This window comes from Pseudonocardia sp. 2-7, assembly GCF_056341085.1.
Genome location: NZ_CP094507.1, coordinates 1,948,549 through 1,973,859 on the forward strand (window position 1 = coordinate 1,948,549; position 25,311 = coordinate 1,973,859).

At 74.4% G+C, this 25,311-nt stretch carries 26 protein-coding genes; 14 read left to right on the plus strand and 12 right to left on the minus strand.

All coding sequences use genetic code 11. The annotated features are described in order from the left end of the window. The first annotated feature begins 2 nt into the window (after positions 1-2). The 8 genes from MTO91_RS09715 (at position 3) to MTO91_RS09750 (ending at position 6,754) form a co-directional block, all read left to right on the plus strand. Positions 3-1,112 carry a glycoside hydrolase family 5 protein gene (locus MTO91_RS09715; RefSeq protein ID WP_346104371.1) on the plus strand — a complete coding sequence of 370 codons (1,110 nt, stop codon included), beginning with the start codon at positions 3-5 and terminating at the stop codon, positions 1,110-1,112. Between the two features lies 1 nt (position 1,113). Beyond that, positions 1,114-1,926 (plus strand): mycofactocin-coupled SDR family oxidoreductase, encoded by an 813-nt coding sequence (locus tag MTO91_RS09720; RefSeq protein WP_100880178.1) that lies wholly within the window; start codon positions 1,114-1,116, stop codon positions 1,924-1,926. 18 nt (positions 1,927-1,944) lie between these two features. Beyond that, positions 1,945-2,856, plus strand: coding sequence for an alpha/beta fold hydrolase (locus MTO91_RS09725; RefSeq protein ID WP_476654327.1), 912 nt, complete (start codon positions 1,945-1,947; stop codon positions 2,854-2,856). Further along, positions 2,853-3,773: an alpha/beta fold hydrolase gene (locus MTO91_RS09730; RefSeq protein WP_476654328.1), complete on the plus strand. Its 921-nt coding sequence runs from the start codon at positions 2,853-2,855 to the stop codon at positions 3,771-3,773. Before MTO91_RS09725 ends, MTO91_RS09730 begins: the two co-directional genes overlap by 4 nt. Then, complete coding sequence (locus MTO91_RS09735; RefSeq protein ID WP_346104364.1) at positions 3,773-4,657, plus strand: alpha/beta fold hydrolase; 885 nt, start codon at positions 3,773-3,775, stop codon at positions 4,655-4,657. Before MTO91_RS09730 ends, MTO91_RS09735 begins: the two co-directional genes overlap by 1 nt. A gap of 20 nt (positions 4,658-4,677) precedes the next feature. Beyond that, positions 4,678-5,490 carry a mycofactocin-coupled SDR family oxidoreductase gene (locus MTO91_RS09740; protein WP_476654329.1) on the plus strand — a complete coding sequence of 271 codons (813 nt, stop codon included), beginning with the start codon at positions 4,678-4,680 and terminating at the stop codon, positions 5,488-5,490. A 141-nt stretch (positions 5,491-5,631) separates the two neighbouring features. Further along, on the plus strand, positions 5,632-5,940 hold the full coding sequence (locus tag MTO91_RS09745; RefSeq protein ID WP_476654330.1) for a hypothetical protein: 309 nt from the start codon (positions 5,632-5,634) through the stop codon (positions 5,938-5,940). Between the two features lies 1 nt (position 5,941). After that, complete coding sequence (locus MTO91_RS09750) at positions 5,942-6,754, plus strand: mycofactocin-coupled SDR family oxidoreductase (protein ID WP_405418126.1); 813 nt, start codon at positions 5,942-5,944, stop codon at positions 6,752-6,754. A 339-nt stretch (positions 6,755-7,093) separates the two neighbouring features. Here the strand turns inward: MTO91_RS09750 and MTO91_RS09755 are convergent, their stop codons facing one another. Next, positions 7,094-7,330, minus strand: a complete 237-nt coding sequence (locus MTO91_RS09755; RefSeq protein ID WP_251784525.1) for a hypothetical protein — start codon at positions 7,328-7,330, stop codon at positions 7,094-7,096. A gap of 70 nt (positions 7,331-7,400) precedes the next feature. Beyond that, on the minus strand, positions 7,401-7,883 hold the full coding sequence (locus tag MTO91_RS09760; protein WP_251784524.1) for a CBS domain-containing protein: 483 nt from the start codon (positions 7,881-7,883) through the stop codon (positions 7,401-7,403). Positions 7,884-8,032: 149 nt separating this feature from the next. On the opposite strand from MTO91_RS09760, the gene MTO91_RS09765 reads away from it, so the two are divergent. Continuing rightward, positions 8,033-9,049 carry an LLM class flavin-dependent oxidoreductase gene (locus MTO91_RS09765; RefSeq protein ID WP_476654331.1) on the plus strand — a complete coding sequence of 339 codons (1,017 nt, stop codon included), beginning with the start codon at positions 8,033-8,035 and terminating at the stop codon, positions 9,047-9,049. Next, entirely contained in the window at positions 9,046-9,984 is a 939-nt protein-coding gene (locus tag MTO91_RS09770; protein WP_476654332.1) for an NAD(P)/FAD-dependent oxidoreductase, read from the plus strand. The genes MTO91_RS09765 and MTO91_RS09770 overlap by 4 nt, the downstream gene beginning before the upstream one ends. A gap of 39 nt (positions 9,985-10,023) precedes the next feature. Here MTO91_RS09770 and MTO91_RS09775 read toward each other — a convergent pair whose 3' ends face one another. Continuing rightward, positions 10,024-10,371 (minus strand): hypothetical protein, encoded by a 348-nt coding sequence (locus MTO91_RS09775; RefSeq protein WP_476654333.1) that lies wholly within the window; start codon positions 10,369-10,371, stop codon positions 10,024-10,026. A 254-nt stretch (positions 10,372-10,625) separates the two neighbouring features. Here MTO91_RS09775 and MTO91_RS09780 point away from each other — a divergent pair, with 254 nt between their 5' ends. Next, positions 10,626-12,602, plus strand: a complete 1,977-nt coding sequence (locus tag MTO91_RS09780; protein ID WP_405418120.1) for a methyltransferase — start codon at positions 10,626-10,628, stop codon at positions 12,600-12,602. A gap of 35 nt (positions 12,603-12,637) precedes the next feature. On the opposite strand, the gene MTO91_RS09785 is transcribed toward MTO91_RS09780, so the two are convergent. The 3 genes from MTO91_RS09785 to MTO91_RS09795 form a co-directional block, all read right to left on the minus strand. Then, entirely contained in the window at positions 12,638-12,802 is a 165-nt protein-coding gene (locus MTO91_RS09785) for an RGCVC family protein (RefSeq protein ID WP_251784515.1), read from the minus strand. Between the two features lie 50 nt (positions 12,803-12,852). After that, positions 12,853-13,911, minus strand: a complete 1,059-nt coding sequence (locus tag MTO91_RS09790; RefSeq protein ID WP_405418118.1) for a fatty acid desaturase family protein — start codon at positions 13,909-13,911, stop codon at positions 12,853-12,855. Between the two features lie 445 nt (positions 13,912-14,356). Continuing rightward, positions 14,357-15,082: an SDR family oxidoreductase gene (locus MTO91_RS09795; RefSeq protein ID WP_405418117.1), complete on the minus strand. Its 726-nt coding sequence runs from the start codon at positions 15,080-15,082 to the stop codon at positions 14,357-14,359. A 101-nt stretch (positions 15,083-15,183) separates the two neighbouring features. Here MTO91_RS09795 and MTO91_RS09800 point away from each other — a divergent pair, with 101 nt between their 5' ends. After that, on the plus strand, positions 15,184-15,999 hold the full coding sequence (locus MTO91_RS09800) for a helix-turn-helix domain-containing protein (protein WP_405418114.1): 816 nt from the start codon (positions 15,184-15,186) through the stop codon (positions 15,997-15,999). A 22-nt stretch (positions 16,000-16,021) separates the two neighbouring features. On the opposite strand, the gene cydB is transcribed toward MTO91_RS09800, so the two are convergent. The 3 genes from cydB to MTO91_RS09815 all read right to left on the minus strand — a co-directional run bounded on the left by cydB (position 16,022) and on the right by MTO91_RS09815 (position 19,588). Beyond that, positions 16,022-17,020, minus strand: coding sequence for a cytochrome d ubiquinol oxidase subunit II (cydB, locus tag MTO91_RS09805; RefSeq protein ID WP_405418112.1), 999 nt, complete (start codon positions 17,018-17,020; stop codon positions 16,022-16,024). Positions 17,021-17,033: 13 nt separating this feature from the next. After that, complete coding sequence (locus MTO91_RS09810) at positions 17,034-18,434, minus strand: cytochrome ubiquinol oxidase subunit I (protein ID WP_405418110.1); 1,401 nt, start codon at positions 18,432-18,434, stop codon at positions 17,034-17,036. Positions 18,435-18,583: 149 nt separating this feature from the next. Further along, complete coding sequence (locus MTO91_RS09815) at positions 18,584-19,588, minus strand: Acg family FMN-binding oxidoreductase (protein ID WP_405418108.1); 1,005 nt, start codon at positions 19,586-19,588, stop codon at positions 18,584-18,586. Positions 19,589-19,748: 160 nt separating this feature from the next. On the opposite strand from MTO91_RS09815, the gene MTO91_RS09820 reads away from it, so the two are divergent. Further along, a complete protein-coding gene (locus MTO91_RS09820; protein WP_476654334.1) occupies positions 19,749-21,446 on the plus strand; it encodes a sensor histidine kinase in 1,698 nt (565 codons plus the stop codon). Positions 21,447-21,451: 5 nt separating this feature from the next. On the opposite strand, the gene MTO91_RS09825 is transcribed toward MTO91_RS09820, so the two are convergent. The 3 genes from MTO91_RS09825 to MTO91_RS09835 form a co-directional block, all read right to left on the minus strand. Then, the gene (locus MTO91_RS09825) at positions 21,452-22,096 is read right to left on the minus strand and encodes a response regulator (protein ID WP_476654335.1); all 645 of its coding nucleotides are present in this window, start codon (positions 22,094-22,096) and stop codon (positions 21,452-21,454) included. Between the two features lie 132 nt (positions 22,097-22,228). Continuing rightward, positions 22,229-23,212 (minus strand): Acg family FMN-binding oxidoreductase, encoded by a 984-nt coding sequence (locus MTO91_RS09830; RefSeq protein WP_405418103.1) that lies wholly within the window; start codon positions 23,210-23,212, stop codon positions 22,229-22,231. After that, positions 23,209-23,625 carry a hypothetical protein gene (locus tag MTO91_RS09835; protein WP_405418101.1) on the minus strand — a complete coding sequence of 139 codons (417 nt, stop codon included), beginning with the start codon at positions 23,623-23,625 and terminating at the stop codon, positions 23,209-23,211. Before MTO91_RS09835 ends, MTO91_RS09830 begins: the two co-directional genes overlap by 4 nt. 193 nt (positions 23,626-23,818) lie before the next feature. Here MTO91_RS09835 and MTO91_RS09840 point away from each other — a divergent pair, with 193 nt between their 5' ends. Continuing rightward, positions 23,819-25,294 (plus strand): alpha/beta hydrolase, encoded by a 1,476-nt coding sequence (locus MTO91_RS09840; protein WP_476654336.1) that lies wholly within the window; start codon positions 23,819-23,821, stop codon positions 25,292-25,294. Positions 25,295-25,311: the final 17 nt, after the last annotated feature.

The following is a 25,311-nucleotide window of genomic DNA, read 5'->3' on the forward strand; positions in this document are numbered from 1 at the left end:
AGATGGCGACGTTCGCGGTCCGCGACGGGCGGCTGGTCGACCCGGACGGGAAACCGTTCCTGTCCCTGGCCCTGAACCACGTGGACGAGACCAACCTCAAGTTCCCGTACAACCGCGACATCTGGCGGGAGCGCTACGGCTCCCGCGAACGTTGGATCGCCGACGGGGCCGTCGCCGACCTTCGGAACTGGTCGTTCAACACACTGGGCTGGACGCAGGAGTACGTCGCGGGCGGCTGGGGCGAGGCGCTGGACTGGTTCGGCGACCCGATCGACCTCAAGCACTCCACCCCGTGGTCGGCCACCGAGCTGCGCGGGGCGGGCATCCCCTACGTCGCGCAGGTGCCGGTGCAGGAGATCGAGGACTGGAACGGCTACCCCGCGTTCCGGCCCATGGACCCTGCTCACGGAGGCGACGACTTCGCGGTCTGGTGCGACTACCTCGCGCGCAGCATCGCCGCCGAGCACGCCGATTCGCCCGACCTGCTCGGCTACTTCCTCGTCGACATCCCGGCCTGGCTGCCGCACGCCTCCGGCGCCGACTTCGCCGAGCTCCAGGGCCTGGACGCGGCCGAGCGGGAGAAGAAGCTCTACGACGTCGCGAGCCGCTACTACGAGACGATCGTGACGGCGATCCGCCGCTACGACCCCGACCACCTGATCCTCGGCGACCGGTTCAACGGCAACAAGGGCATCCCGGAGCCTGTGCTGCGGGCGATGGAGCCCTTCGTCGACGTGCTGTCGGTGCAGTACTTCACCGAGCCGACCGAGGAGTCCCGCACGCAGCTGCGCGCGGACCTCGCGCGCTGGCGCGAACAGTGCGGGGGCAAGCCGGTGATCGTCGCCGACGCCGGCAACTGGACGCCGACCGAGCTCAACCCGCACCGCGAGGGCCTGCCCGACCACGCCGCCCGCGGGGTCGACTACGGCGCCGCCCTGGACGCCGTGCTCGACGAGCCGTGGTTCGCCGGCTGGCACTGGTGCGGCTACGTGGAGAACACCGGCGGTCGCGGCTGGGGGCTCAAGGACCCGTGGGACGAGCCCTACCGCGACCTGACCGACGCCATCACCGAACACAACCGCCGCGCGCTCGCGCAGCACGGGAAGGACTGACATGGGGCAGCTCGACGGCAAGGTCGCCGTGATCACCGGCGGCGGGCGCGGGCAGGGCCGGTCCCACGCCATCCGGCTGGCCCAGGAGGGCGCCGACATCGTCGTCTGCGACATCACGCAGCAGGTGGCCACCGTCCCGTTCCCGACGGGGCGGCCCGGTGACCTGGACGAGACCGTCGCCGCGGTGGAGAAGCTCGACCGGCGCTGTGTCGCGATCGAGGCCGACGTCCGGAAGACCGCGGACATGGAGCGCCTCGCCGACACGGCGATGAGCGAGTTCGGGCGCATCGACATCCACCTGGCCAACGCCGGGATCCTCAGCCTGTCGGAGAACACCTGGGAGCTCACCGACGAGGCCTGGGACGACATGATCGACATCAACCTGACGGGCGTGTTCAAGTCCTGCCGCGCCGTCGTCCCGCACATCCGCGCGGGCGGCAACGGCGGCACGATCCTCATCACGTCGTCGATCGCGGGCCTGCGCGCGGTCGCCGGCTGCACCCACTACACGGCGGCCAAGCACGGCATCGTCGGCCTGATGCGGACGCTGGCGCGCGAGCTGGCGCCGGAGTCGATCCGGGTCAACACGATCCACCCGACGGGTGTCGGCTCGCCGATGTCGAACAACGACTACTTCCCGCAGTGGCTCACCGAGCACGAGGAACTCGGCAACGCCATGCGCTTCAACCTCATGCCGGTGGACGCGCTGCCCGAGCGCGACGTGTCCGACGTCGTCGCCTTCCTCTGCTCCGACGCGGGCAAATGGATCACGGGGACGACCGTGCCGATCGACGCCGGCTTCATGCTCAAGTAGGACGGAACGGAGGTCCCCATGGGCGCCTACGACATGACCGACCACGCCGGACAGCGGCTCACCCACGGCCGCCCCGAGGTCAACGGCGTGAACATCCACTACGCGATGGGTGGCTCCGGCGACCCGGTGATCCTGCTGCACGGCGTGCCGAAGACGATGTTCTTCTGGCGCAAGGTGATCCCGCTGCTCACCCCGCACCACACCGTCGTCGCGGTGGACTGCCGCGGCTACGGCGACTCCGAGCGGCCGCAGACCGGGTACGACACGCAGACGATGGCGCAGGACATCGTCGCGCTCGCCGACCACCTGGGCTTCGAGCGCTTCCGGATCGTCGGGGAGGACTGGGGCGCCGCCATCGCCTACGCGGTGGCCGCGTTCCACCGCGACCGCGTGGAGCAACTCGTGTTCCAGGAGATGCTCCTGCCGGGGCTCGGGTACGGCAGCGACGACGTCGCGGGTCGTACCAGGACCTTGAAGAAGGAGGACACCCGCACGATGTGGCACCTGGACTTCTTCAACGTGCCGCACTACCCCGAGATGCTCATGCCCGGCCGGGAGCGCGAGTTCTGGTCGTTCTTCATGAAGCGCGAGATGTACGACCCCAGCGCAGCCACCGACGAGGACGTCGACGAGCAGGTCCGCTGGTTGGAGTCGCCGGGCGGCACACACACGATCCTCGAGGTGTACCGGGCCAACGACCTCGACGGCGAGCAGAACGCACCCCAGTTCGAACACAAGCTGACCATCCCGGTGCTGGCCGTCGGCGGCGAGGCGTTCTTCGGCGACGAGGTCCGCCACCAGATGGAGCCGGTCGCGCAGGACGTCCGCAGCGTCGTGATCGAGCGGTGTGGGCACAACCCGTCCCTGGAGCGGCCCGACGAGCTGGCGCGGATCTATCTGGAGTTCTTCGGGGAAACGGTGGCGGCATGAACGACCTCGCGGAGATGACCGGGACCGCTCTGCTGGAGACCGGCGTCCGGATGCACTACTACGAGGCCGGGACCGGCGAGGACACGCTGGTGCTGCTGCACGGCTGGCCGGAGACCTCGTGGCAGTGGCGTCACGTCCTGCCGATGTTCGCCGCCGAGGGCTACCACGTCGTGGCGCCCGACTACCGCGGCGCGGGCAACACGTCGCGCCCGCGTCTGGACCTCGGCCGCACCGTGGACCCACGGGTCGAGGACCTGCCTCCCGGTGGCTACACCAAGCGGGAGATGGCGGAGGACATCCACCAGCTCCTGCACGACCATCTCGGGCTGACCGGGCCCGCCTTCGTGCTCGGGCACGACCTGGGCGGCCAACTCGCCACCGCGTACGCCCTCCGCTACCCCGGTGACACCCGCGCCATGGGCTACGGGGAGGCGCCGCTGCCCGGCACCGAGGTGCACGACCGGATGAAGAACGACCCCACCCTGTTCCACTTCGCGTTCCATACGATCCTGGACCTGCCCGAGGCACTCACCGCTGGCCGCGAGCGCTGGTATCTGCAGCACTTCTACGACAAGCTCGGCTTCCGCCCCACCGCGGTGGACACCCACCACTTCGCCGCCGCGTACGCCGAGCCGGGCGCGATGCGCGCCGGGTTCGACCTCTACCGCGCCTTCGAGCAGGACGCCGTCGACACGCGGGCGGCACTGGCGGCGAACGGGAAGCTGACGATGCCTGTGCTCGGGCTGCACGGCCAGGTCAGCCTGTTCGACTCCGTCACCGAGGAGATGGGCCGCGAGGTCGCCGAGAACGTCACCGTCGAGTCGGTGCCGCAGGCCGGGCACTGGATCGCCGAGGAGAACCCGGCCGCGCTGGTGGAGATCGTGACCCGGTTCGACCGCACCACCAGGGAGCACTGATGTTGGACGTCACCGACCACACCGGCACCCCCGTCACGCACGGCCGCAAGACCGTCAACGGGGTGCGGCTGCACTACGTCACCGCCGGGTCGGGGCCCGCGCTCGTGCTGCTGCACGGCGTGCCGAAGACCTGGTACTACTGGCACCGCGTCATCCCGCTGCTCACCGAGCACTTCACCGTGATCGCCCCCGACGTGCGCGGGTTCGGCGACTCCGAGCGGCCCGAGGGCGGCTACGACATGGGCACGATCGCCGAGGATGTCGGCGCGCTGCTCACCGAGCTGGGCCACGAGACGTTCGCCGTGGCGGGCGAGGACTGGGGCGCCGCGTTCGCCTACGCAGTCGCCGCCACGTTCCCCGAGCGCGTCACCAAGCTGTCCTACGGCGAGATGCTGCTGCCCGGCTTCGGGCTGGAGGACTGGTCGGCGCTCACCGCGGACAACGTGCGGTCCAGCCACTTCCTGTGGCACGTCGGCTTCTTCCACGTCCCGGACTTCCCGGAAATGCTGATCAGCGGTCGGGAGGAGATCTTCTGGTCGACGTGGATGAAGAACGAGACCTACAACCCCGCCGCGATCACTCCGGACTGCGTGGCCGAGTGGACGCGTTGCTCATCCGCGCCGGGCGGGCTGCGGGCGATCTTCGAGGTCTACCGCGCCACGTTCACCAACATCGCGCTCGACGAGGAGTGGGGCCGGACCAAGCTGCCCATGCCGGTGCTCGCGGTGGCCAGTGAACTGTTCATCGGCGAGGAGACCCGCCGGCAGATGGAGCGCGTGAGCGACGACGTGCGCTACGTCGAGATCGCCGAGTGCGGACACAGCATGGCGCTGGAGCAGCCGGCGGAGCTGGCCGGTGTCCTGCGTGAGTTCTTCGCTGCGTGAGAGAGACGGAAGGAACTGACATGGGCCGCATGGACGGCAAGGTCGCGGTGATCACCGGCGGCGGGCGCGGGCAGGGCCGCTCGCATGCGGTCACGCTCGCGAGCGAGGGCGCCGACGTCGTCATCCTCGACGCGCCGGGCGACATCGCCACCATCGACTACGCGATGAGCAGCGCCGACGACATGGCCGAGACCGTGGCGTTGGTGGAGAAGCACGACCGGCGCTGCCTGGCGATCGAGGCCGACATCCGCGATACCGCGGCGGTCCAGCGTGCCGCCGACGTCACGATGACCGAGTTCGGACGCGTCGACGCGCTGGTGTCCAACGCCGGCGTCATGGGCGCCGCGGACAGCACGTGGCAGCTCAGCGACGAGCAGTGGCAGGACATGCTCGACATCAACGTCACGGGTGGCTGGAAGGTCTGCCGGGCGTTCATCCCGCACATGATCTCCGGGAAGCGCGGCGGGGCGATCACGCTCACCGGCTCCACCGGCGGCCTGCGCTCGGTGGCCGGCTGCACCCACTACAACGTGGCCAAGCACGGGCTGATCGCACTGATGCGCACGCTGGCGTGGGAGCTGGCGCCGGAGATGATCCGGGTCAACGTCGTGCACCCCACCGGCGTGAACACCGAGATGTCCAACAACCAGTGGTTCGTCGACTGGATGGGCACCCACGAACGGCTCACCGGCCCGATGCGCGGCAACCTCATGCCCGTGGATGTCGTGCAGCCCGAGGACGTGTCGAAGATGATCGCGTTCCTGGTCAGCGACGACGCCCGCTACGTCACCGGTACAGAGGTGCGGGTGGACGCCGGCTTCATGCTGAAGTAGGCCCTGCTCGGACGGCGCGGTGCTCCGGCAGGCCGGCGTTGCCGTCGTCGAGTTGATGCAGGCCGTGCGGCGTGTCGGCCGGACAGGGGTGCGGCCACCGCTTGGCTTGCCGAGCGCGCAGCATCCATGACCGTTGTTGCAGTGCGTCGCCGGCAGGAGCCGGACCCAGGCAGCCGCAGCGCCGACGTCGGGAACTGGACCCCGACCGAGCTCGACCCGCACCGCGAGGGCCTGCCCGACCACGCCGCCCGCGGGGTCGACTACGGCGCCGCCCTGGACGCCGTGCTCGACGAGCCGTGGTTCGCCGGGTGGCACTGGTGCGGCTACGTCGAGAACACCGGTGGGCGCGGCTGGGGGCTCAAGGACCCGTGGGACGAGCCCTACCGGCCGTTGACCGACGCCATCACCGAACACAACCGCCGCGCCGCGGCGTACCGGAAGGGGAACTGAGATGGGACAGCTGGACGGCAAGGTCGCGGTGATCACCGGCGGCGGGCGCGGGCAGGGACGGGCGCACGCGCTCCGCCTCGCCCGCGAGGGCGCCGACATCGTCACCTGCGACATCACCGAGCAGGTGGCCACGGTCCCGTTCGCCACCGGGCGCCCCGGCGACCTCGAGGAGACCGTCGCGCAGGTGGAGGAGCTGGGTCGTCGCTGCATCGCGCTCGAGGGCGACGTGCGCCGCACCGCGGACATGGCCCGGCTCGCCGACACGGCGATGAGCGAGTTCGGCCGCATCGACGTCCTGCTGGCCAACGCCGGGATCCTGAGCCTGTCGGACAACACCTGGGAGCTCACCGACGAGGCCTGGGACGACATGATCGACATCAACCTCACCGGCGTGTTCAAGGCCTGCCGGGCGGTGGTCCCGCACATCCGGGCGGGCGGCGACGGCGGCTCGATCGTGATCACGTCGTCGATCGCGGGGCTGCGCGGCGTGGCCGGCTGCACGCACTACACGGCGGCCAAGCACGGCATCGTCGGCCTGATGCGCACGCTGGCCACCGAGCTCGCGCCGGAGTCGATCCGGGTGAACACCATCCACCCCACCGGCGTCGCGTCGCCGATGTCGAACAACGACTTCTTCCCGCAGTGGCTGACCGAGCACGAGGAGCTGGGCAACGCCATGCGGTTCAACCTGATGCCGGTGGACGCCCTGGCCGAGACCGACGTGTCCGAGGTGATCGCGTTCCTCTGCTCCGACGCGGGGAGGTGGATCACCGGGACGACCGTCCCCGTGGACGCGGGCTTCCTGCTCAAGTAGGCCGCACCGGTGGTGCTCGGCCACCGCACCGCGCGTCCTGCCGTGGCGTCCCCAGGCCGATCGGGTCGTCGGTGACGGCCTGGTCGACGCAGGCGTCGCCGCCGTGGAGGGCGACGCCGTGCTGGGCCGCCTCGACCGTCAGCGTGGATGGCGCCCCGGCCGGGTCGGTGATCCACGGGGTGGGCGGGCCCGGCGGCTCGGGCCACCCCCCCCGGGAGCCACCCGACTCCGCGCCGGGCGGTTCCCGGGGGCACCACCGGCAGCGCTCCGGGTCGAGAGCCCCCGGGAGCAACCGGCGGGGGCGCGTCGTCTCCCCGGCACCCGGGGCCGCGGGGAGGGTCAGTAGACCCGCAGCTCCCAGCGGGTGGAGTCGGTGGTGGGGTTGCCGTTCCCGATGCAGGTGAAGGTGGTCGGGGCCCCCGGGGCCGCGTTGACGATCTTCGCGCCCTGCTGCTGGCAGACCGTCTTGTTGTTGTAGTAGCCGACCGTCTCCGCGAACGCGGGTGCGGCCACGGCGAGCGATGCACCCATGGCGATCGCCGCTCCACCGATGAGGATGCCCAGTCGCTTCGTCATCTGCTCTCCTGCCTCGTCGCGGCGTCACCTCCGGGGTGCGCCGCCGGTCGTCGTTGCGGACGGACCGAAGCTAGATCGGTGGTCCCGGGACCCCTCCCGGGACGGGACCGGTCCGGCGCGCGACGACGCCGACGACGTCGGAGGCGGTGACGATGCCGTCGATCCGGTCGCCGTCCGCGACGAGGACGGCGTCCCGCCCGTCGGCCGCCATCGCCGCGGCGGCCGCCGACAGGGGCGCCGAGGACGGCAGTACCGCGACCGGCCCGTGGACCTCGGCGACGGTGAGGACGGCCTGGCCCAGCGGACCCCACTGGGCGGCGACGCCCCGGAGCAGGTCGGACTCGGTCACGAGGCCGATGCAGCGCGGACCTGCGAACACGGGGAGGTGGTGGACGTCGTGGGCCAGCATCAGGTCCAGCGCGGTCCGGACCGGGGTCTGCGGGGTGACCGCGACCAGGCGCGAGGCCACGACCGCGTGCAGCGGCGGGTCGTCGTCGACGGTCTCGGGCGGGGCGTCGAGCCGGAATCGTGTGCGGTCGTCCTGCTGGCCCATCGTGATCCCTCCGTCGGCCGACACGCGCAGCCTGCCCCGCCACCGCCCCCGGAGGGACGGGCCGGAGGTCCCGCTGCGCCCCTCGGTCCGCCCCCGCCCCGGGCCACCGACCACCATCAGTCGATAACGACATCCGCTACTGTTAAGGCGTGTCCCCTCCGTCGTTCGGCGTCATGCTGTTCACCCACCGCTTCCCCGGGCAGAGCGCGACCGAGGTGTTCGCGCTGGCCGCGGACGTCGCGCAGGCGGCCGAGGCACACGGGTTCGCGTCGGTGTGGACCACCGAGCACCACTTCCTGACCGGTTACGGCGTCAACCCCTCCGCGACGACGCTGGCCGCGTTCCTGCTCGGCCGCACCCGGCGGGTGCGGGTCGGCACGGCGGTGACGACCCTGCCGACGCACCCGCCGGTGCACGTCGCGGAGCAGGCGGCGCTGCTCGACCAGCTCTCCGGCGGCCGGTTCGACCTCGGCGTCGGCCGGGCCGGGCCGGTGGTGGACCACGAGGTCCTCGGCACCGGCATCGAGCGGTGGCGCACCGGGCTGCCCGAGGCGCTCGGCCTGGTCCTCGACTCCTTCACCGGGCGGGTGTCCGCCGACTCCGAGCACTACCGGTTCCGCGAGGTCGCACCCGGCCCGGAGCCGTACACGCGTCCGCACCCGCCGGTGCACGTGGCCGCGACCTCGGTCACCGGGGTGGAGCTGGCCGCCCGGCACGGCCTGCCGATGCTGTTCTTCTTCTCCCAGACCGCCGACGAGCAGGCACGGCTGGTCGCCGACTACGAGCAGCTCACCGCGGCGCGGCCGGTGCACGGCACCGCGGCCCTGGCCCATGTCACCGACTCGGTCGCCGAGGCCGAACGGGTCGTCCACGAGCGGCTGGCGCCGGTGTTCGCCTCCGGCTACGCCGAGTACGTGATGGTCGAGGAGTACCGCGCCCCGCGGCCCACCCCCGACGAGCTGGCCGCGGGCATCCTCGCCCGTCAGCCGATCGGGCCGCCCGAGCTCTGTGTCCGCCGGCTCGTCGACCTGGTCCGGGGGAGCGGGGCCGGCCGGGTGCTGCTGCACGTCGAGTCCTCCGGCGAGCGCGACGCGGTGCTCGCCAACGTCGAACGCCTCGCGACCGAGGTCCTGCCCGCCGTCCGCACGGAACTGGAGAACGCGTGAACGACACCTACGACGTGGTGGTCGTCGGCGGTGGGCCCGCGGGCCTGTCGGCGACCCTCGTGCTCGGCCGCCAGCGGCGTCGCGTCCTGCTCGTCGACGCCGGCGAGCCGCACAACGCCCCGGCCGCCGAGATGCACATGTACCTCGGCCGCGACGGCGGGGACCCGGCGCAGCTGCTCGCCGACGGCCGCGCGGAGGTCGACGCCTACCCGACGGTGACCCGCCGGGCGGGCCGGGTCACCGGCGTGCGCGGCGCCCTCGACGACTTCGTCCTCGACCTCGACGACGGCACCGTCGTGCGGGCGCGCCGGCTGCTGCTGGCCGGCGGCCAGGTCGACGAGCCGCTCGAGGTGCCCGGGCTGGCGCAGCGGTGGGGCGGCTCGGTGTTCCACTGCCCGTTCTGCCACGGCTACGAGACCACCGGCATGGCGCTCGTGGTGATCGGCAACGGCCTGGCCGGGATGCTCGCCGCCTACGTGCGGGACCGGTTCAGCGACGACGTCGTCCTCGCCACCCACGGCCCCGCCGAGCTGCCCGGCTGGGTCGCGGCGAACCTGGAGGCGGGCGGCGTGCGGGTCGTGGAGTCCCCGATCACGGCGATCGACGGCGACCTCGGCGCACTCGAGCTGCGCTTCGCCGACGGCACCACCCTCGCCCGCGACGGCATCTACCACCGCGCCCCGACCCGCCCCGGCACCGCGCTGGCCGGGAGCCTCGGCGCGACCGTGCTCGACGACGGCACGATCGCCGTCGACGAGTGCGGCCGGACCTCGGTCCCGGGGGTCTCCGCCGCAGGCGACGCGGCCCGGCAGCCCGGGCTGCCCGACGGCGTGACACTGGTGAGCGTGGGCGCCGGGAGCGGCGTCGCCGCGGCGGTGTGGCTGGAGCAGGAGCTGTTCCGGACCGGTCTGCCGGTCGCCCCCGGCCAGGGGTGAGCCCGGCGGGCGCCCCGGACGCGGTCCGGGGCGCCCGGGTCAGTACCGCAGCTCGTCCACCGAGGGGTCGGCGGCCAGCCGGGCGGCCGTCGTCACCGGGTCGAGGACCTCGGCGGCCCGGCCGACCCCGTGCGGGACCCGGCCCGCCAGCACGTCGGTGACGGCGAGCGCGGTGAACGCGCCGGTCAGGGCGAGCGAGTCGGTGGACCGCAGCAGCGTGCGGCGGGCCCCGTCGGCGTAGCGCGCCGACGCGAGCAGGGTGATGGCGACGCCGTGCGCGGCCACGTCGGCGTCGGCGGCGGCGATGACGGCGTCGACGTGCGCCGGCGGGTCGCCCGACGCCCAGGCGGACGCGAGGGTGTCCGGCAGCCCCGGCCCCGGGAACACCGAGTAGGCCCGCAGCTGCGCCGCACCGGTGTCCGCGGCCAGGCGCTCCCTCGACCCGGTCCCCGGGGAGGGGCTGCGCGCCCGCGTCGCGGGCCCCGAGCCGCAGCCGCACCCGGCCCGTCGCGGCCAGTCGACCGGCCGCGGCCCGCCCGGTCGCCCCCGACGCGCCCAGCACGGCGACCAGCGGACGGGGGGCTCCGGCCATCAGGACGCCCGTCCGGCCGCCGCGACCCCGGCGACCGTCGGGTCGGCTCGTGCTCGCCGCGCGCCCGCGCCGGGTGCTGGAGCTGGGCTGCGGCACGGGGATGCTGCTGGAGCGGATCGCCCCGCACGTCGAGGCCTACGTCGGCACCGACATCGCGGGCGACGTCGTCGACCGGCACCGCGCCGCCGCCGCGCCCGGGGTGCGGGTCGTGCGGGGCGCCGCGCACGAGGCCGGCTCGGCCGCCGTCCGGGAGGCGCTCGGCGGGCGGGCACCGGACTGCGTGGTGATCAACTCGGTGACGCAGTGCTTCCCCGACCTCGCCTACCTGACCGAGGTGCTCCGTACCGCGACCGCGGTCGTCGCGGCCGGGGGGACGGTCGTCGTCGGCGACGTGCGGCACGCGGGCCTGCACCTGCGGCACTGGCGGGAGACCGTCACCGCCACCGAGCCAGACCTCGACGACGACACCCTGGCGCGCACCGTCGCCGACCGCGCCGCGACGGACCGTGAGCTGCTGGTCGACCCGGCCGCCCTCGCCACCGCGGCCCTCGCAGGCGGGCGCCGGATCGCCGTCGCCGTGCACGCCAAGACCCTCACCGACGACACCGAGCTGTCGCGCCACCGGTTCGACGCCGTCCTGCACGTCGACGCAGGACCCTCGCCGGTTCCGCAGGTCCTGGACTGGACCGGCGACCCGCTGGCCGGGACGGAGCCGGTCCTGCTGCGCGGCATCCCCAACGCGCTGCTGCGTCCCGGCCCGCACGCGGTCACCGCGGCCCGGCTGCGCACCGACCTCGCCGGTCACGACGCCGCCGTCCTGCTCGACCCGGACGACCCCGAGCTGCTGGCGGTCGCCCGGCCCGCCGCCGCGGCCGCCCGGCCCGCCGCCGGGCTGGCCGGCCCGGGCCGGGCCCACGAGCCGTTCCCCGCGTTCGTGCGGAGCCGGGTCGGGCCGCTCGCGCGGCGTCTCACCGGCACCGACGCGACGGTCCTGCTGCCCGTCGCCGGGCCGGACGACGTCGCCGCGGCCGACGCGGCGGGCCGGGCCGCGCTGCCCGGCGGCGCACCGGCCGGCGACGCGGGCCCCGCCGACGCGGTCACCCGGCTCGACGCCGTCGCGCTGCGTGCCATGGCCTCGGTGCTCGACGCGGGTGACCCCGACGTCGCCCCGCGGCACGCGTGGCTGGTGCGGCGGTGGCGGGCCGAGCTCGCCGCGCACGGCGACCCCGGGCCGCAGCCGGACGGCGCGCTGCACGCGGCCTGCACCGACCTGGGCTACCCGCCCGCGATGGTCGAGTTCTTCGCCGCCGCCATGGCCCACCTGCCCGCGCTGCTGCGCGACGAGGTGCCGCTGCAGGCGCTGCTGTTCCCCGACGGCGAGATCGCCACCGCCCTGGCGAGCTACCAGGACAACACGATCACCACCTACCTCAACGGGGCGCTGGCCCACCTCGCCGCGACCACCGCACGGACCCGGGCGGAGCCGCTGCGCGTCCTGGAGCTGGGCGGCGGCGTCGGCGGCAGCACCCGCGCCGTCCTCGACGGCCTGGGGGAGGCGCCGGTCGACTACCTGTTCACCGACGTCTCACGGTTCTTCCTCGACCTGGCCGCGACCCGGTTCCCCGGGGTGCGGACCGCGCTGCTCGACGTCACCACCGACCTGGCCGCCCACGACGGCCGCCACGACCTCGTCGTCGCGGCGAACGTCCTGCACAACGCCGTCGACGTCCGCGCGACGCTCGCCGCCGTCCGCGGGGTGCTGGCCCCCGGCGGGGTGCTCGCCCTGGTCGAGTCGACCCGCGAGCACCTCCCGGCGCTGGTGTCGATGCAGTTCCTCATGTCCGCGCGTCCGGGCGCGGCCGCCGCCGGCAGCGGGGACCTGCGCGCCGGCACCGACCGGATCTTCCTGACCGAACGGCAGTGGTGGGCCGAGCTCGCCGCCGCCGGTCTGCGGCCGGTCGCGGCGCTGCCCGGTGACACGGACCCGCTGCGGGCGCTGGGGCAGCAGCTGCTGGTGGCGACGTAGTCACCCCGCCCCGGCGGCGGTACGGCGTGGTGCGGTCACCCCTTCGCGCAGACGCACCCCTGCGAGGACCCACCCGCGATCTTCGCCGAGCAGAACCTCCGGTCGATCGCGTCGTGGTCCTCCCAGGGGTGCGGGCAGACCGGGCACAGCTCGTCCGGGGTGGTGTGGTCGGAGGCGGTCGAGGGGGTCGGGTCGTCCATGGTGGTGGTTCTCCTTCGGGGTTGTCGCCCCGAGCGGACCCGGGGACGGGTCAGCCGGCCGGTGGCCCGGTGGGGCGCCGCAGCGGGGCGCCGACCTCGTGCAGGTGACGGAGGACCTCGGCGTAGGAACGCAGGGGACCGGTCCGGGTGTAGGGCAGGCCGTGGGTGGTGCAGAACTCCTGCACGATCGGCTGAGCGCGGCGCAGGTGCGGGCGCGGCATCCGGGGGAACAGGTGGTGCTCGATCTGGTAGTTCAGGCCGCCCAGCGCGACGTCGAGGACCCGGCCTCCGAGCACGTTGCGCGAGGTCAGCACCTGCTTGTGCAGGTGGTCCAGTCGACGGCCGGCCGGGATGACCGGCATCCCCTTGTGGTTCGGAGCGAACGCCAGGCCCATGTACACGCCCCAGAGCCCCTGGTGCACGACGACGAACGCGACGGCCTGCACCGGCGCGAGGACCCAGAACACCGCCCCCAGGTACCCGACGGCGTGCGCGACGAGCAACGCCGCCTCCAGCCGCGGGCGGGGGACCTCTCGACGCAGGATCGCCCGGACGGCGGTGAGGTGCAGGCTCCACCCCTCCAGGAACAGCAGCGGGAGGAACAGGTACGCCTGGTGGCCGACCATCCATCGGACGGGGCCCCGCGTGGCGGCGGCCTGCTCGGGGCTGAAGGCGAGCACCGGGATGTCGATGTCCGGGTCGTCGTCGGCGTGGTTGGGATGGGCGTGGTGTGCGGTGTGCTGGGTGACCCAGGCACCGTAGCTCAGCCCGACCAGCCCGCCGTGGAGGTAGCCGACGACGTCGTTGGCACGCCGGCCGGCGAAGATCTGACGGTGGCCCGCGTCGTGGCCGATGAAGGCCAGCTGCGTGGTCACGACCGCGAAGAACACCGCGAGCAGCAGCTGCCACCAGGACGGGCCGAGCCACACGAACACCGTGAGGCCGCCGGCGAGCAGGACCGCGTTCGCCGCGAACAGGAGCAGGTAGGTGCGGCGGGCCTCCTGCAGCAGACCCGCCCCGGACACCAGGGCGGCCAGCTCGCCGAACCCGCCCTCCGTCGTCGGACGGGTACGACGGGGGGACGTGCCGGTGGGTGGGGACGTCGTCATGCGTGCTCTCCGATCGACCCTCGGGACACGGGACGAGCGGTCCTCACGACCGCACGGCTCACGCGTCGGAACGAGCCGCCGGGACAGCGACCACGCGGCCTGGCCGGTGCGGGAGCGGCCGGAACCGCACCACGGGACGGCACGGTCACGCCTCCGTAATGTGGCACACCGGTCGCCGGGCCGCACGCCCACGCCCGGTCGCAGCCCGGCCGGGGGCCTCCTCATCAGCCGCGCCGGAAGGCACGGCGGGCCGCCGCCGACAGGGCCGCCCTGCGGCGCTCGTGCACCGCGGCGGCGTCGGCCGGGTCGGCGGTGATCGTGGGGGAGGCGGGGGACCAGGCCGGTGAGAGGCCGATGACCAGGGGTGGACGTCGCGCGCGTCGAGATCGGGGTCGACGAGGCCGTCGGCCTGCGCCGCGCCGGGCTCCGGCCGCCCGGCGGGCGCTCAGCGCTGCCGGACCGGCCGGACGAGGATCTCGTTGACGTCGATCTCGGGGGAGGTGCCGACCGCGTAGGCGACGGCGTCGGCGACGGCCTCCGGTGCGATCGCGTGCCTGCGGTAGACGGCCATGGCGTCGCGGGCGGTCGGGTCGGTGATGCCGGCGGCGAGCTCGGAGGTCACGACACCGGGGGACACCGTGGTGACCCGGATGCCCGGCGACGACTCCAGACGCAGGCCCTCGGTGATCGCCCACGCCGCGTGCTTGGTGCCGGCGTAGACCGCCGCCGTCGCGTCCACCTCGTGGGCGCCGACCGAGGCCGTCGTCACGAAGTGGCCCCGGTCCGCGGAGGTGAAGTGCCCCAGGACGGCGTGGATCGTGTGGAGGAGCCCCCGGACGTTCACGTCGACCATGCGGTCCCACTCCTGCACCAGGCCGGCGTCGAGGCGCGACAGCGGCATCACCCCGGCGTTGGCGACGGCGACGTCGATCCACCCGTGCCGGGCGACGACGTCGTCGACGAGCGTGACGAGGGCGTCGCGGTCCACGACGTCGACCGGGTGCGGCTCGACACCGGGCACCTGTGCGGCGAGGTCGGCGAGCCGGTCGGCCCGCCGGGCGGTGGCGATCACGTGGTGGCCGTCGTGGGCGAGCCGGGTGGCGATCGCGCGGCCGATGCCGCTGCTCGCGCCGGTCACCAGGTCCACGGGGGTGGGGTTCGTGTCGGTCATGCCCCCTTCCTACGAGCCGCGGCGACGGCGCGGCAGGGCGCGACGGTCGTGGGAGTGCCGCACCCACCCCGGCCGGCGCGGGGTCGCCTAGGGTCGCGTCCATGGTGGCCACACCGCTCGGCGAGTACCTGCGGACCCTGCGCGCACAGGTGACCCCCGACGCCGTCGGCCTGGTCCCGGCGGGGGTCCGTCGTGTCCCGGGGCTGCGTCGGGAGGAGGTCGCGCTGCTGGCCGGGATGAGCGCCGACTACTACGTGCGGCTGGAGCAGGGCCGCGAGCGGAACCCGTCGGCGCAGGTGCTGGAGGCGCTCGCGGCCGTCCTGCGGCTCGACGACGACGCCCGGATGCACCTGTTCCGGCTGGCGGGTGCGGCGCCGCGGCCCCGGGCCCCGATCGCGGACGAGCGGCTCGACCCGCAACTGGCGGCCCTGCTCGACAGCTGGCCGGGCCTGCCCGCGATCGTCCTCGGCCGCGCCTACGATGTGCTGGGCGCCAACCGGCTCGGGGCGGCGCTCGGGTTCGCCCCCGGGACCAACCTCGTCGAGAAGGTCTTCGGGGACCCGGCCTCCCGCACCTTCTACGCCGACTGGACCGCCGCGGCGGCGAACACCGTCGCCGGGTTCCGGGTGCTGCACGGCCAGGCCCCCGACGCCCCCCGTGTCCGGCAGGTCCTCACGGCGATGCTCGACCGCAGCCCCGAGTTCGCCGAGCACTGGGCCCGGCACGACGCCCGGGGCAAGGGTGCCGAGCACAAGCGGCTGGTGCACCCCGACGTCGGCGCGCTGGACCTGCACCGGCAGTCGTTCGACGTCCGGTCGGCGCCGGGGCAGCAGCTCGTCGTCTACGGGTGCGAGCCGGGGTCGGAGACGGCGGACCGGCTGGAGCTGCTGGGGATCGCCGCCGCGTCCCGCGCCTGACGCCGTCGCCCGCCCCGGGGCCTCAGTGCGCCGCGTCCACCACGTCCTCGCGGGTCAGCCGCCGCCGGAACACCCAGAACGTCCACGCCTGGTAGGCGAGCACGACCGGCGTGACGACCGCGGCCACCCACGTCATGATCGTCAGCGTGTAGGGCGTCGACGCCGCGTTGACCACGGTCAGCGAGAAGGCCGGGTCGGTCGTCGACGGCAGCACGTCCGGGTACAGCGACCCGAACAGCGTCACCGCGACGGCGACGATCGCGACCGTGGTCGCGGTGAACGACCGGCCCGAGCGGCCCCGGACGGCGGCGAGGGTCCCGACGGCCAGCCCGAGGGCCGCGACCAGGACCGGGGCGAGGATCCACGCCGGGGCACCGTCGAGCAGCGTCCAGACCAGGAACACCGCACCCGCCGGGATCGCGCCCAGCCCGGCCGTCACCGCGACGGTGGCGGCGCGCTCGCGCACCGGGCCGTCGGTCTTCAGGGCCAGGAAGGCGGCTCCGTGCAGGGCGAAGACCAGGACCGTTGTGACGCCGCCGAGCAGCGCGTAGGGGTGGAGCAGGGTGAGCAGCGTGCCGGTGAACTCGTGGTCGGCGTCGAGCGGGACACCGTGCACGATGTTCGCCAGCGCCACCCCGAGCAGCAGTGCCGCGGCGAGCGACGAGCCGGTCAGCACGCGGTCCAGCACCGGGGCCCAGCGCGGCTCCTTGGCCCGGTACTCCAGCGCGATCCCGCGCAGGATCAGCGCGACGAGCAGCAGCAGGAACGCCAGGTAGAAGCCGGAGAACAGGCTCGCGTACCACTCGGGGAAGGCGGCGAAGGTCGCCCCGCCCGCGACGAGCAGCCACACCTCGTTGCCGTCCCACACCGGGCCGATCGTGCCGAGCGCGACGCGACGGTCGGTCTCGTCGCGGGCGACGACGGGCAGCAGCATCCCCACCCCGAAGTCGAAGCCCTCCAGGCAGAGGTACCCGGTCCACAGGACCGCGATCAGGACGAACCAGACGTCGATGAGCGCCATGGCGGTCTCCTCCTCAGTAGGTCGCCACGGGGGCGGCGGTGCCGGACGGTTCCGGGACGGCCGGAGCCACAGGGGGCGGCGGACCGGCCTGGACGGCCCGGACGAGCAGGACGACCTCGACGACGGCCAGCGCGCCGTAGAGCAGCGTGAACACGACCAGCGAGGTGAGCACCGACGCCCAGCCGACGCTCGGCGAGACGCCGTCGGCGGTGCGCAGCACGCCGTAGACGACCCAGGGCTGGCGGCCCGCCTCGGTGAAGATCCAGCCCGCGGTGTTCGCGAGCAGCGGTGCGGCCAGACCCAGACCGGCGGCCGGGCCGAACCAGCGCGGCAGCCGCCGAGTGGCCCGCGCACGCCGGGTCAGCCAGAGCCCCGTGACGGCGAGCAGCCCCGCCAGCACCCCGAAACCGATCATGAGCCGGAACATCCAGTAGCTGAGCGGGATGTCCGGTGTGTACAGACCCGGCCCGAACGCGGCGACGGCCTTCTCCTGCAGCTGGTGGATGCCCTCCACCTCGCCGTCCCAGGTGCCGGTGGCCAGGAACGACAGCAGCCGCGGCACCCGCAGGCTCCACAGCTCGCGGGTGCCGTCGAGGGAGCCGACGGTGAACACCGAGAACGACGCCGGCGCGACGGTGTCGTAGAGCGCCTCCGCCGCGGCCATCTTCATCGGCTGCTGCTCGGTCATCAGCCGGGCCTGCAGGTCCCCGGTGAGGACGACGCCGAGGCTCCCGGCCAGCGTCGTCCACAGCCCGACCCGGATCGAGGGACGGAAGACCTCGGGGTGGCGGTCCCGCACCAGGTTCCACGCGCTGATCGCGACCAGGAACATCCCGGCCGTCACCAGGCAGGCGGTCAGGGTGTGCGAGAACGCCCCGACCGCGGTGGAGTTGGTCAGCAGCGCACCGAAGTCGGTCAGCTCCGCCCGGCCGGTCGCGGCGTCCACGGTGGACCCGACCGGGTGCTGCATCCAGGAGTTCGCGGCGAGGATGAAGTAGGCGCTCAGCACCGTGCCGGTCGCGGCCAGCCAGATGCAGGCCAGGTGCACGCCCTTCGACAGCCGGTCCCAGCCGAAGATCCACAGACCGAGGAAGGTGGACTCCAGGAAGAAGGCGAGCAGTCCCTCGATCGCCAGCGGGGCACCGAAGACGTCGCCGACGAAGCGGCTGTAGTCGCTCCAGTTCATCCCGAACTGGAACTCCTGCACGATGCCGGTGACGACGCCCATCGCGAAGTTGATCAGGAAGAGCTTTCCCCAGAACTGCGTCGCGCGCAGCCAGCGGTCGTCGGCGGTGACGAACCAGGTGGTCTGCAGGCCCGCGACGAGCAGGGACAGGCCGATCGTCAGCGGGACGAACAGGAAGTGGTAGACGGTGGTGATCGCGAACTGCCACCGCGCGAGGTCGAGGTTCATCACGCCCCTCCGGAGCCGGCGGGTCCCGTGTGGACCCGTCACCCGATCGTCGTCCGCGCCGGGTGGACGGGGCTCCGGGCGAAGGTCGGCCCGCGGCCCACCGGAGGGCCCGCCGGCCCGGGACGAAGGTCCCGCACCGGCGGGCCGGGTCAGCCCGGGTCGACCAGGTCGGCGGCCGGGCGCCGCGGCGTCGCCGGGACGGGGACCCCGTGGCCCAGGCGCAGGACGACCTGCGGGGGCCGGTCCCGGGCGAGCGAGCGGCGCACCCGCTCCCGCACGTCGGGGATCTCCACCAGCTGGGACACCGGCGAGGCCGACAGGCCCTCGGCGGTCGCGGTCAGCAGCACCCGCGCCATGGCCTCGCCGGCGCGCAGGTCGTCGCGGGGGCCGTCGAGGTGCGAGGTCAGCACCGCGATCAGCGGCGCCGACTCGAACGCGGCCGGCGCGGGCCGCGGGTGGGCGGGGCCGCCGAAGTCCCGGGTCACCCACGGGTGGTTCGGGGCCGGCAGCGGTCCGCCCGCGGAGGCGGGGACACCGTCGTCGTGGCCGCCGTGCCGCCCGGTCCAGGCCGCCATCTCCGCGACGAACGCGGGGTCGGCGGACTGGCGGGCGTGCGCCTCGCGGGCGAGGCGGCCCAGTACGGCGAGGTCGTCCGGGTCGGTCACCAGCTGCAGCCAGGCGCCCTCCTCGTAGGCGGCGCGGGTGAGCGCGGTGCGGGCCGGGGCCGGCACCGGCACGTCGGAGAACGGTCGCCGGTTCGTGTGCCGGCGCGGCACCGCCTCCAGCAGCCGTCGCTGCTCGGGGGTCGGCGGCATCACGGCGCCGCGACGGACCACCGCCAGCAGCTCCGGGTCCGACGGGTCGGGGAGGCGGGTGACGAGCGGGCGGATCCCGGCCCCGGCCAGCGCGAGACGCAGCGAGTACAGCGCCGCCCCGCAGCCGATCCGCAGCTCGCGGTCGGTCGGGTCGGCGACCGGCAGCCGTCGCGCGGGGTCGGCCCGCAGCTCGACGTGGTCGGCGCCGGTCCGGAACCGCCACGGCTGGGCGTTGTGCAGCGACGGCGCCCGACCCGCCGTGGCCAGCACCCGGGCGGTCGTCGCGGCGTCGAGACCGAGGATCGGGGTGACCGGCGCGTCCGCATCGACGGTGTCCATGATGTGCGTCCTTCCCGGGACCGGGCGTTCACCGGTGCCTGCGGGGGCGATGGTCGGCGCTGCCGGTTCCGGTCGGACAGGTGCGAAGGTCCCGGACCCCGACGGCCGTATCGTCGGGGTGGGGCGGCCCGGGACGCGGCTCCCCGAGGAGGCGGTGCCAGTGACGACCGACGACGCCGGTGACGGGACCGGGGAGATCTCCGGGCTCCTGGCCGGGCTGCGCCTGGACCACCTCATCGCCGAGGTGCAGGAGCGTCTCGCCGAGATCGCCTCCACCCGTCGGCGGACGCAGCGGCTGCTCGACGCGGTGCTCGGGGTCGCGGCCGGCCTGGAGCTGGACACCACGCTGCAGCGGATCGTGCAGTCCGCGGTGGATCTGGTCGACGCCCGCTACGGCGCACTGGGGGTGCTCGCCCCGGACGGCGGCATCGCCCGCTTCATCGACGTCGGCCTGGACGAGGCGACCCGTACCGCGCTGGGGCGCCCGCCCGAGGGCCGTGGCCTGCTCGGCCAGCTGATCGCCGACCCCCGGCCGTTGCGCCTGCACGACCTGTCGGCGCACCCGTCCTCGGTCGGCTTCCCGCCGCACCACCCGCCGATGCGCAGCTTCATCGGCGTCCCCGTGCTGGTCCGTGACTCCGTCTACGGCAATCTCTACCTCACCGAGAAGCGCACCGGCACCGAGTTCACCGCCGACGACGAGCTGATCCTCATGGCGCTCGCCGCCGCCGCCGGGATCGCCGTGCAGAACGCCGACCTGTTCGAGAAGGGCCTGCTCCGGCAGCAGTGGCTGGAGGCGCTGGCCGAGATCCGCGGGGAGGTACTGGCCGGAGCCGACGAGGCCGCGACACTCGGCCTCGTCGCCCGCCGCAGCCTGGAGCTGTCGCGCGCCGACGGGACGTCGATCGCGCTGGGCCCGGACCAGGACGGCGGGTTCCGCGAGGGTGCGACCGCGGGCCGCCCGCCGCTCGTCAGCGGTCCCCAGGACGCGCTGCTGCGCCGGGCCGTCGAGCTCGGCCAGCCGGTCCTGGCCGACATCACCGAGGTCGCGGTCAGCGTCGACGGTGCCCACGGGCCCGTCGTGGCGGTGCCGATGCGGGTCGTGGGAACGGTGCGCGGGGTCCTGGTGGCCCGCCGCGCCGCCGGGGACCCGCCGTTCCGTCCGTCGGAGGTGCCGCTGCTGGTGTCCTTCGCCGACCAGGCGGCGCTGGCCCTGGAGCTGGGGGAGAAGCAACGGACCCAGCGCGAGGTCGCGGTGCTCGCCGACCGCGACCGCATCGCCCGCGACCTGCACGACCACGTCATCCAGCGGCTGTTCGCGGTCGGCCTCACACTGCAGAGCACGTTGCGCCGCGTCGGCGACGACCCCGCGGGCGCGGGCGTGCGCGAACAGGTGGGGCAGGCCGTCGACGAGCTGGACCGCACGGTCCGCGAGATCCGCACCTCGATCTTCGACCTGCACACCGCTGGCCAGGACGGCGGCGGTCTGCGACGGCAGCTGCTCGACACCGTCGCGCACGGGACGGCCGCGTCCGGGATCGACACGACCGTCGACACCGCGGGGGCGATCGACACCGTCGTGCCGGCGCACGTCGCCGTGCACCTGCTGGCCGTGGTGCGTGAGGCCGTGTCGAACGCGGTCCGCCACTCCGGTGCGAGCACGCTGCACGTGACCGTCGAGGCCGGGCGTGAGCTGACCGCGGAGGTCGTCGACGACGGCTGCGGCATCGGCCCGACCGACCGGCGCAGCGGGCTGCGCAACATCGCCGACCGCGCGGCCGAACTCGGCGGCACCTCGGTCGCCGAGAGTGTTGCAACCGGTGGCACCCGGCTGCGGTGGCGGGTCCCGCTGGACTGAGCGAGTCAGTGCCCGTGGCGGCGCTCGACCGCGTACACGGCGGCCTCGGTGCGCCGGGAGAACCCGAGCTTGTGCAGGATCGAGGACACGTAGTTCTTCACGGTCTTCTCGGCCAGGTGCAGGGTGGCGCCGATCTGGCGGTTGGTGAGCCCGTCGGCGACGAGCCCGAGGATCCGCTGTTCCTGTGGGCTGAGGGTGTCGTAGCGGGGGTCGGCGTCGGCGTCGGAGCCGCCGGTGCGCAGCCGCTGCAGCACCGCGGCTGTCGCCCGCGGGTCGAGCAGCGAACCCCCGGCGGCGACCGTGCGCACGGCACCCACGAGGTCGACGCCCGCGACCTGCTTGAGCAGGTACCCGGCGGCCCCGGCCATGATCGCGCCGAACAGCGCCTCGTCGTCGGAGTACGAGGTCAGCATCAGACAGGCCGGCGGCGGGACGACCGCGGAGCGCAGGTCGCGGCACACCGAGACGCCGTCGCCGTCGGGCAGCCGGACGTCGAGCAGTGCGACGTCCGGGCGCAGGGCGGGGACGCGGGCGAGGGCCTGCGCCGCGGCCTCGCCGACGATCTCGATGTCGTCCTCCATGCCGAGCAGCTGGGCCAGCCCGCGGCGGACGATCTCGTGGTCGTCGAGCAGGAACACCGAGATCGTCATCGTCGTCCTCCTGGGCCGGGTCGTCGTCGGACCGAGGCTAACCGGCGTTCCGGGCACACCGGGCGGGCCGAAGGTCCCGGCGCCCGGGTGCTCCCCGTCACCGGGACGCCGGCGCGGCAGCCGGTGCGGCGGTCAGTGCAGCAGGACGTCGGCGGGGCTCCGGCGCGGTGTCTCCGGCAGCTCCGCGTCGTCCTGGGCCCGGCCGACGCGCAGCAGCAGCTGCGGGTGGTCGGCGGTGCGCAGGACCTGCCGGGCCAGGTCCGCCCGGGTCCGCGAGGTCTCCAGCACCCGCGAGAGCGGGCAGGTCGCGAGACCGAGCGCGGTGGCGGCGAGCAGCACGACCCCGGTCGCCTCCCCGGCGGCGAGCCGGGCCGGGTCGTCGTCGGCGTGGGTGGTCAGCACCATGATGGTGGCCTCGTCGCGGACGGCGGCTCGGGCCGGCAAGGAGCCGCCCGGGAAGCGCACACCCAGGTCGGGACCCGGCCGCCACGGGGCGCCGCGGGGAAGCGACCCGGCAGCCACCCCGTCGTGGGAACCCGGATAGCGGTGGGTCCAGACCAGCAGCTCGGCGGCCTGGCCGGGGCGGGCACGGATCTCCCGCGCGGCCGTGTCCTCCAGCGCGGCGAGGTGCTCGCGGGCGACCGCGTCGGTCACGGTGTGCAGGGTGGTGCCGTAGCGCGCCGCGTGCTCGCCGAGGACCGCGCGCGCGTGCCGCGAGTCCACGCCCTCGCGGAAGGGCCGCCGGTCGGTGCGACGGCGCGGGATCGCCCGGGCCAGCGCCGCGACGGTGTGGTCGGCGGGGTCCGGGGCCGCCCCGGTGAGCCGGACCGTCGCCAGGTGGTTCCGGTCCCCGGTCGGGAACCGGACGACCTCGTGGCCCGCCCCCAGCGCGGCGAGCGCGACGTGCAGGAAGCCCAGCGCGGACCCGCAGCTGACCAGCAGGTCGCGCCGGTCGGGGTCGGTGTAGGGCAGCCGTCGGTCGGGATCGGCGTGCAGCTCCAGCCGGTCGGACGTGACCCGCCAGCGCCACGGCTGGGTGTTGTGCACCGAGGGCGCGCGCACCGCCGCGGCGAGCGCACGCCGCAACACCTCCGGTCCGGCCGGCGACGCCGTCACCGCGACACCGCCGCGGCGGCGGGCCCGACCGCCCTCTCCCGACCGCCGTGTGTCCGGGCGGTGTGCAGCCGCACCGGGAGCTCCAGATCCGGCGCCGGAACCGGGTGGGGGTGACCGTCCCCGGCGGGCGCGGCGTCGACCATCCACAGCGGACGGACCCGCAGCACGGTCGCGTGCCGGTGCAGGAACCGGCTCGCGGCGGCGCGGGCCCACGGCCTGCCCCACGCCCCGACGAGCACGACCCCGGCGACCCCGGCGAGCGTGTCCGCGTCGCCCGCCCGGACGAGGAGTGGCCGCAGCCCCTGCACCACCAGCTCGGTACCGATCGCGGCCGCGGTGTCCAGCGACCGCCGGTCGGCACCGGCCAGCGCGACCATCACCGTGAACTGCCCGCGCACCCCGGCCTCGACCATGGTGACCTCCTCCGTCGTCCCCGATCCGATGCTCCGCCGGGCACCGGGTGCAGGGCAGGGCCTGGCGGCACGCCCGGCCCGGCCGAAGGTCCCGCACTACGACTTCGGTCGGAGGCCGTGGCCGTAGGACCGATGTGCGGAGCCGGACGGCGTTCCTAGCGTCCGTCCCGACCGCGACGAGGGGACGGGAACGATGCGAGGACGACGGAGCCTCCTACGGGCGACGGTGCCGGCGCTGCTGGCCGGGCTGATCGGTGCGGCGGTCGCCGCACCCGCGGGGGCGGCGGAACCCGCGGCGGGGCCGGAGTGGGGCCCCTGCCCCGCGGACGTGGTGGCGCCGCTGGTGGCGCTGCAGTGCACGCAGATCCCGGTGCCGCTGGACCACGGCAGCCCCGACGGCACGCAGATCACGATCACGGTGTCGCGGCTGGCGAGCACGAAGCCGGAGAAGCGCCGCGGGATCCTGATCCTGAACCCCGGGGGTCCGGGCGGGTCCGGGCTGGCGTTCGCGAACGACCTGATGAAGCGCGGTCTGCCGGCGAGCGTGCAGGACAGCTACGACATCATCGGGTTCGACACCCGCGGGGTCGGCCACTCGGACCCGGTGAGCTGCGGATTCACCACCGACCAGGACTACATCGGCAACATCCCGCCGTACGCCGCCGACGACGCGGCGGTCCTGCGGACGGCCGAGGTCGCGCGGGAGGTGGCGCAGCGGTGCGCGGCGAACGACCGCAACGGGCACCTGCGGCACGTCACGACCGCCAACGTCGCCCGGGACATGGACCGCATCCGGGCCGCGCTCGGCGAGGAGAAGGCGAGCTTCCTCGGCTTCTCCTACGGGTCGGCGCTCGGGGCGGCCTACGCCTCCCTGTTCCCCGACCGCTCCGACCGCGTCGTACTCGACAGCAACGTCGGTGACACCCACCTCGACCCCGACGGCATCCGCCGCTACGCACTCGGCGCCGAGGAGACCTTCGGGGACTTCGCCCGCTGGGCCGCCGACCGGCACGGCACCTACGGGCTGGGCGCCACCCCGGAGGAGGTGCGGCAGACCTACCTCCGGCTCGCCGCGCAGCTCGACGACCGGCCGTCGGGCGGGGTCGACGGCCGGATGTTCCGGGCGGCCACCTTCGTCGGCCTGTACGGCCCGACCCTCTACGGCAGCACCGCCGCGGCCTGGCAGTCGCTGCTGTCCGGCGACGCGCCGCCCGCCCCGGCACCGCCCGAGGGCCCGTCGCCGCAGGACAACGCGTACACGGCGTTCCTCGCCACCACCTGCAACGACGTCGCCTGGCCGCGGGACGTCGCGGTCTACCAGCGGGCGGTGGCGCAGGACCGCGAGCGGTTCCCCGTGTACGGCGCGGCGAGCGCGAACGTGCTGCCCTGCGCCTTCTGGCCGTACGAGCCGGCCGAGCCGCCGGTCGCTGTGCTCGACGAGGGCCCGGCGAACGTGCTGATCGTGCAGAACCGCCACGACCCGGTCACCCCGCTGCGCGGCGGTGAGCTCCTCCGGGAGAAGTTCGGCGACCGGGCCCGGCTCGTCGTCGAGAACGGGAGCGGCCACGGCGTCTACGCCGGCGTCGGGAACACCCCGTGCGCGCTGGGGGTCACGACGTCGTACCTGGTCGACGGGACACTCCCGCCCGACGACGTGGTCTGCCGCTGACCCGCTCGCGACGGCTC

Excerpts from the sequence above, each read along its gene's own strand:
- MTO91_RS09715 (WP_346104371.1), top strand. The coding sequence starts at position 3 with ATGGCGACGTTCGCGGTCCGCGACGGGCGGCTGGTCGACCCGGACGGG.
- MTO91_RS09720 (WP_100880178.1), top strand. The coding sequence starts at position 1,114 with ATGGGGCAGCTCGACGGCAAGGTCGCCGTGATCACCGGCGGCGGGCGC.
- MTO91_RS09725 (WP_476654327.1), top strand. The coding sequence starts at position 1,945 with ATGGGCGCCTACGACATGACCGACCACGCCGGACAGCGGCTCACCCAC.
- MTO91_RS09730 (WP_476654328.1), top strand. The coding sequence starts at position 2,853 with ATGAACGACCTCGCGGAGATGACCGGGACCGCTCTGCTGGAGACCGGC.
- MTO91_RS09735 (WP_346104364.1), top strand. The coding sequence starts at position 3,773 with ATGTTGGACGTCACCGACCACACCGGCACCCCCGTCACGCACGGCCGC.
- MTO91_RS09740 (WP_476654329.1), top strand. The coding sequence starts at position 4,678 with ATGGGCCGCATGGACGGCAAGGTCGCGGTGATCACCGGCGGCGGGCGC.
- MTO91_RS09750 (WP_405418126.1), top strand. The coding sequence starts at position 5,942 with ATGGGACAGCTGGACGGCAAGGTCGCGGTGATCACCGGCGGCGGGCGC.
- MTO91_RS09755 (WP_251784525.1), bottom strand. The coding sequence starts at position 7,330 with ATGACGAAGCGACTGGGCATCCTCATCGGTGGAGCGGCGATCGCCATG.
- MTO91_RS09760 (WP_251784524.1), bottom strand. The coding sequence starts at position 7,883 with ATGGGCCAGCAGGACGACCGCACACGATTCCGGCTCGACGCCCCGCCC.
- MTO91_RS09785 (WP_251784515.1), bottom strand. The coding sequence starts at position 12,802 with ATGGACGACCCGACCCCCTCGACCGCCTCCGACCACACCACCCCGGAC.
- MTO91_RS09790 (WP_405418118.1), bottom strand. The coding sequence starts at position 13,911 with ATGACGACGTCCCCACCCACCGGCACGTCCCCCCGTCGTACCCGTCCG.
- MTO91_RS09795 (WP_405418117.1), bottom strand. The coding sequence starts at position 15,082 with ATGACCGACACGAACCCCACCCCCGTGGACCTGGTGACCGGCGCGAGC.
- MTO91_RS09800 (WP_405418114.1), top strand. The coding sequence starts at position 15,184 with ATGGTGGCCACACCGCTCGGCGAGTACCTGCGGACCCTGCGCGCACAG.
- cydB (WP_405418112.1), bottom strand. The coding sequence starts at position 17,020 with ATGGCGCTCATCGACGTCTGGTTCGTCCTGATCGCGGTCCTGTGGACC.
- MTO91_RS09810 (WP_405418110.1), bottom strand. The coding sequence starts at position 18,434 with ATGAACCTCGACCTCGCGCGGTGGCAGTTCGCGATCACCACCGTCTAC.
- MTO91_RS09815 (WP_405418108.1), bottom strand. The coding sequence starts at position 19,588 with ATGGACACCGTCGATGCGGACGCGCCGGTCACCCCGATCCTCGGTCTC.
- MTO91_RS09825 (WP_476654335.1), bottom strand. The coding sequence starts at position 22,096 with ATGACGATCTCGGTGTTCCTGCTCGACGACCACGAGATCGTCCGCCGC.
- MTO91_RS09835 (WP_405418101.1), bottom strand. The coding sequence starts at position 23,625 with ATGGTCGAGGCCGGGGTGCGCGGGCAGTTCACGGTGATGGTCGCGCTG.
- MTO91_RS09840 (WP_476654336.1), top strand. The coding sequence starts at position 23,819 with ATGCGAGGACGACGGAGCCTCCTACGGGCGACGGTGCCGGCGCTGCTG.